Genomic DNA, 4,012 nt, shown 5'->3' with positions numbered 1-4,012 from the left:
CGCCCCCCCCGGGGGCCCTGGCGGTTCACCCCGACGGGAATGGGCCCCTTGCGTTGTACCGGAACCACTCCTAGAATTGGCGCCAGTGACGTCACTGGCGCCAATAGCGCCATTTTGTGGAGTGGGTGACCATCATGGCCCGATTGACCGTTCGCGATCTACCCGATGATGTCCGTGACCGGTTGCGTCTGCGCGCAGCCTCGAACGGCCGCAGTACCGAAGCCGAGGTACGTGCGATCCTGACCGATGCCGTCGCACCCGAACCCGATGAGAACATCAAGCTCGGTTCGCTCCTGGCCGAGATCGGCCGCGATTTCGAACTGACCGACGACGAATACGACCTGATCAACGATCGTGACCGTGCACCTGCCGAGCCACTGGAGTTCGACTAGTGATCGTCCTGGACACCAACGTCATCTCCGAGACCATGCGCAAGGTCCCCGACCCGCGGGTGATCGCGTGGCTGGACGGCACCCCGTTCCGCACGCTCTACCTCTCGACGATTACCGTCGCCGAGATCCGCTACGGTCTGGCCGCTATGCCGGACGGCGCCCGCCGAGACCGGATGCGCGAACGTTTCGAGACCCGGATCATGCCGCTGTTCGCCGGCCGCGTACTCCCATTCGATCTGGCTGACGCAGCGGAGTACGCGGATCTCATGGCAACCGCACGGGCCGCGGGCATTGCCATCGGTAGGTCCGACGGCTATATCGCGGCAACGGCCAAGGCAGCCGGAATGAGCATCGCGACCCGTGACACAGCCTTCCGAGCGACCGGCGTGACTGTCATCGATCCATGGGAATGACTGCGCTGTAATGGTTCCGTGCCTGCTTCAGCTGGGCGTTGTCGCGGCCGCCGTCGAGCTTGATCACGAACAGCACCGGAGCGTCGACGACGGTGCTCACCGGTTGGGGCAGGATGGGCTTGCCGTCCGCCTGGGGCTGCCACACGGCCGCCGCGCCCTGTGGCGGCTTCGGACCGGACTTCACCTTCGCCACCTTGTCGGGTCGGTGTAGGCGGTGATCATGCCGTCCACCTTCTCGGGCGTACGCGATCACCGAGACCAGCGCGGCGCCGGCGAAGCCGAACCAGGCGGAGGACGTGATCTCACTCACGCCGAGCACTCCCACCGCGACAGTGATCGCGAAGGCTGCGCCCGCGTTGACACCCTGTAATCCAGGTCGGCGAGCGGGTTTCGGGTCAGGCCCTGCATCAGGCAGCCCGCGACTCCGAGAGCCAGTCCGGCGAGCAGTCCGAGAACCGTTCGCGGCAGCCGGTATTCGGTGACGTGGTCGGGTGTGGTCACCGGACCGGACAGCGCCTGCCAAACCTCGTCGGCCGGAATCGATTTCGTGCCGACCAGCAGGCTCAGCGAACGGGCCGCGATCAGCAACGCGACCGTCAGCAACCAGCCGCACCAGTGCGGGCCTCTCATCAGGGAAATCTCTCTCGAGTCGAACTACGTCGCTGGGAGGTTAGCCTACGAAAGGGTTACGTAGGTGAGGCTTGCCTGACTTGCGAAGAGTTTAGCTAGGGGCAAGGTATTGATAGGTGAGGCTTACCTAGCTATGGTTCCGGTTCGTTCGGTCCGCAGCTTCTGCGCCGCGCAGCTCACCACGAGGAACACGAAAGGTTCACCCCCGTGAAAATCACCAAGTTCGCCCTGCTGGCCTCGACCGTCAGCGTTGCCATCGGCATCGCGGCAGGCACTGCACACGCTGCGCCCGCCGCGGATCCGAACGCGCCGATCAACTACACCGCGAGCACCACCGGGGAATCCACGATCATCGGCACCGACGCGGGCTCGATGGTCGTCGAGGACGGGGTGTTCAAGATCAAGGCAGCCGACGGCACCACGGTCGCGGGCACCGAACTGTCCTTCCGCGTGGACGAATTCGTCTTCCCGATCGCCGCCGAGATCTCCGGTCGCAACGCCACCCTGACCCCGCGGTTCGACCTCGCGCACGCCACCTACAAGCCGGTCGCGCTGCCCTACGAGGACAAGGCGCCGTGGAAGAGCGAGTACGACCGTGAGGTCGCGGCCTGGAGCCGGATGACCGGCACCATCTCGCTGGGCGCCAGCGTCGCCACCCTGGTCGGCGGCCTGGGCGGCGCGGCCGTCGGCTGCGTACTCGGCGGCATCCTGGGCGCCGGTGTCGCCGCGGCGACCATCGTCGGCCTGTTCGGCCCGTTCATCCCGGCCGCCGCGGTCGGCTGCATCGGCGGCGCGCTGATCGCAGGCCCGATCGGCACCATCGCGGGCCAGATCTTCATCACCGCCCCGGTCGCGATCATGGCCGCGGCCCAGTACTTCACCACGATCAACTCGCCGATGCCGAACAACCCCGCGCCCGCCAAGTAGCGCACCGTGGTTGGGCTCGAACCATGTCGACGGTTCGGGCCCAGCCACTGCTGCCCAGGTCTGACCTGCTCGCCGCGGTTCCTTGGCCCGTTCGTAGCGGGAGTCAGCCGTCCTGGGAACGCTTTCGCCGAAGTCTGCGCAAGATCGCGCGCAAAGCGTCGGTCTCGTCTTCGGTGATCTGCTCGACGAAATGCGCAAGGACCAGGTCGGAGCGGGTTCCGTCGAGTGCTTGGCGCATGAGCTGGGCGCTGTACTCCTCGCGGGTCAGCGTCGGCCAGTACAGGTACGCCTTGCCGTCGCGTTCCCGATCGAGCCAGCCTTTGCGGTGCAGGTTGTCCATCGTCGACATCACCGTCGTGTAGGCGATCTCGCGGTCGAGCAGCAAGCTCTCGTAGACGTCGCGGACGGTGAGGTCCTCTTCGGAAGCCCAGACGTGGTCCATCACGACAGCTTCGAGATCGCCGAACCGGTGTGCCACGACGTCCTCCTCACCAGGCAAAGCCTATCTACGTAGCCACATCGTAGATCAGCCCGGCCCGGGCAGCATCTCTTCGGACATCGAAGGTCCACGGCCCGGGCTCGGGGCCGGTCGGCTACATCTGACAGCACGAAGCCATCATGGTGCACATCCAGTCGCACAACATCTTCAGCGGGTTCATCGGCAGATCACCTCCTCTCAGGTACGGGGTCCGAGCGTTTTCGCCACTCGCCATGCGGCGTCGCGATCAGCGGACCGGGGATGCGGCGAGAACCGGCGCGCGACCAGCGATGCTGCTGCCGCGTTCGAGGTGGCGGCAAGCGTACATGCGGTCCGACGAGAACTCCTCGCCGTAGAATGGGGTGGCGCGGTGGATCCTTTCGTAGTTCCCGACGGTGTGCTGCCACGCGTGTTGAAGCGATCGGGCCGTGTGACTCGCCATCGGGCGTCACGAGTTCGTCACCAGGGCATGTCGCAGACGTGACGCCGCGGAGATCGATGGAGGCGACGGACCGGCACGTGCGCCTGATCACACAACTGAAACTATTTACGTACCGAGATAGTAGATTGACTGGCGTGGATGTCAACCAGCCCGTTCGAACCCGGGGGCGCATCCTGGAAACTGTTGGTAGCTGACATATTTGGCGAGGAGGTGCGGCTGTTGCGTGAACCACTGGTGCACGACTCGCCTTTCGCAGGCCGACAACGCACCCCGCCCGTACGGAGCGCGACCGTTGTCCGCCCTGCCGGTGTGCCAGGATCGCGAGGCCCGTTATCGAGTCGTTACCATCGGTCCATAGTGAAACTCTTCGTTCGGTTGCGACACAGGGGCTGGCCGGCCGCGCTGCTGATGGCAGCGCTGCTCATGGTCCCAGCTGTCGACTGCTCGCTGGTCCGTGAGCACTCGCACTCCGACGGTCATCACGCAACAGCGTCCGCATCGACCTCGATCACCGACGCCAACGACATCCTCGATGTCATCAAGACGGCCGCGCACTGCGACGTCGACATCGTCCACTGCACGACCAAGGCGATGCCACCCGGCGTCCTCACGCTCACTCTCTCGGCACTGTTGCTCGCCGCGGTCACCGCGGTGGTGTGCGCGGCGCCAACACCACCCGCCCCGGGAGAGGGTTTTAGAGGGAGACCCCGCAGCCCGCCCGAGGCCGAAC

At 65.6% G+C, this 4,012-nt stretch carries 7 protein-coding genes; 4 read left to right on the top strand and 3 right to left on the bottom strand.

All coding sequences use genetic code 11. From position 1 onward, the window contains the following. Positions 1-143: 143 nt before the first annotated feature. Complete coding sequence (locus ACFWPJ_RS26810; protein ID WP_378855361.1) at positions 144-392, top strand: Arc family DNA-binding protein; 249 nt, start codon at positions 144-146, stop codon at positions 390-392. Further along, entirely contained in the window at positions 392-805 is a 414-nt protein-coding gene (locus ACFWPJ_RS26805) for a type II toxin-antitoxin system VapC family toxin (protein WP_378855359.1), read from the top strand. Before ACFWPJ_RS26810 ends, ACFWPJ_RS26805 begins: the two co-directional genes overlap by 1 nt. Here the strand turns inward: ACFWPJ_RS26805 and ACFWPJ_RS26800 are convergent. Continuing rightward, positions 786-1,115 (bottom strand): hypothetical protein, encoded by a 330-nt coding sequence (locus ACFWPJ_RS26800; RefSeq protein ID WP_378855357.1) that lies wholly within the window; start codon positions 1,113-1,115, stop codon positions 786-788. The two genes, ACFWPJ_RS26805 and ACFWPJ_RS26800, sit on opposite strands and share 20 nt — an antisense overlap. Further along, a complete protein-coding gene (locus tag ACFWPJ_RS26795; protein ID WP_378855355.1) occupies positions 1,112-1,435 on the bottom strand; it encodes an iron chelate uptake ABC transporter family permease subunit in 324 nt (107 codons plus the stop codon). Before ACFWPJ_RS26795 ends, ACFWPJ_RS26800 begins: the two co-directional genes overlap by 4 nt. Positions 1,436-1,642: 207 nt before the next feature. Here ACFWPJ_RS26795 and ACFWPJ_RS26790 point away from each other — a divergent pair, with 207 nt between their 5' ends. Continuing rightward, entirely contained in the window at positions 1,643-2,362 is a 720-nt protein-coding gene (locus ACFWPJ_RS26790; protein ID WP_378855353.1) for a hypothetical protein, read from the top strand. 103 nt (positions 2,363-2,465) lie between these two features. On the opposite strand, the gene ACFWPJ_RS26785 is transcribed toward ACFWPJ_RS26790, so the two are convergent. Further along, on the bottom strand, positions 2,466-2,840 hold the full coding sequence (locus ACFWPJ_RS26785) for a BlaI/MecI/CopY family transcriptional regulator (RefSeq protein WP_378855351.1): 375 nt from the start codon (positions 2,838-2,840) through the stop codon (positions 2,466-2,468). A gap of 799 nt (positions 2,841-3,639) precedes the next feature. Between ACFWPJ_RS26785 and ACFWPJ_RS26780 the strand changes: the two genes are divergently transcribed. Next, positions 3,640-4,012 (top strand): hypothetical protein (locus ACFWPJ_RS26780; protein WP_378855349.1); only part of this gene is annotated, 373 nt, incomplete at its 3' end.

This window comes from Nocardia sp. NPDC058497 (genome assembly GCF_042720195.1).
Classification (GTDB): domain Bacteria; phylum Actinomycetota; class Actinomycetes; order Mycobacteriales; family Mycobacteriaceae; genus Nocardia.
Note: the sequence above shows the minus strand (reverse complement) of the source record. Positions and strands in the feature narration are given on the sequence as shown.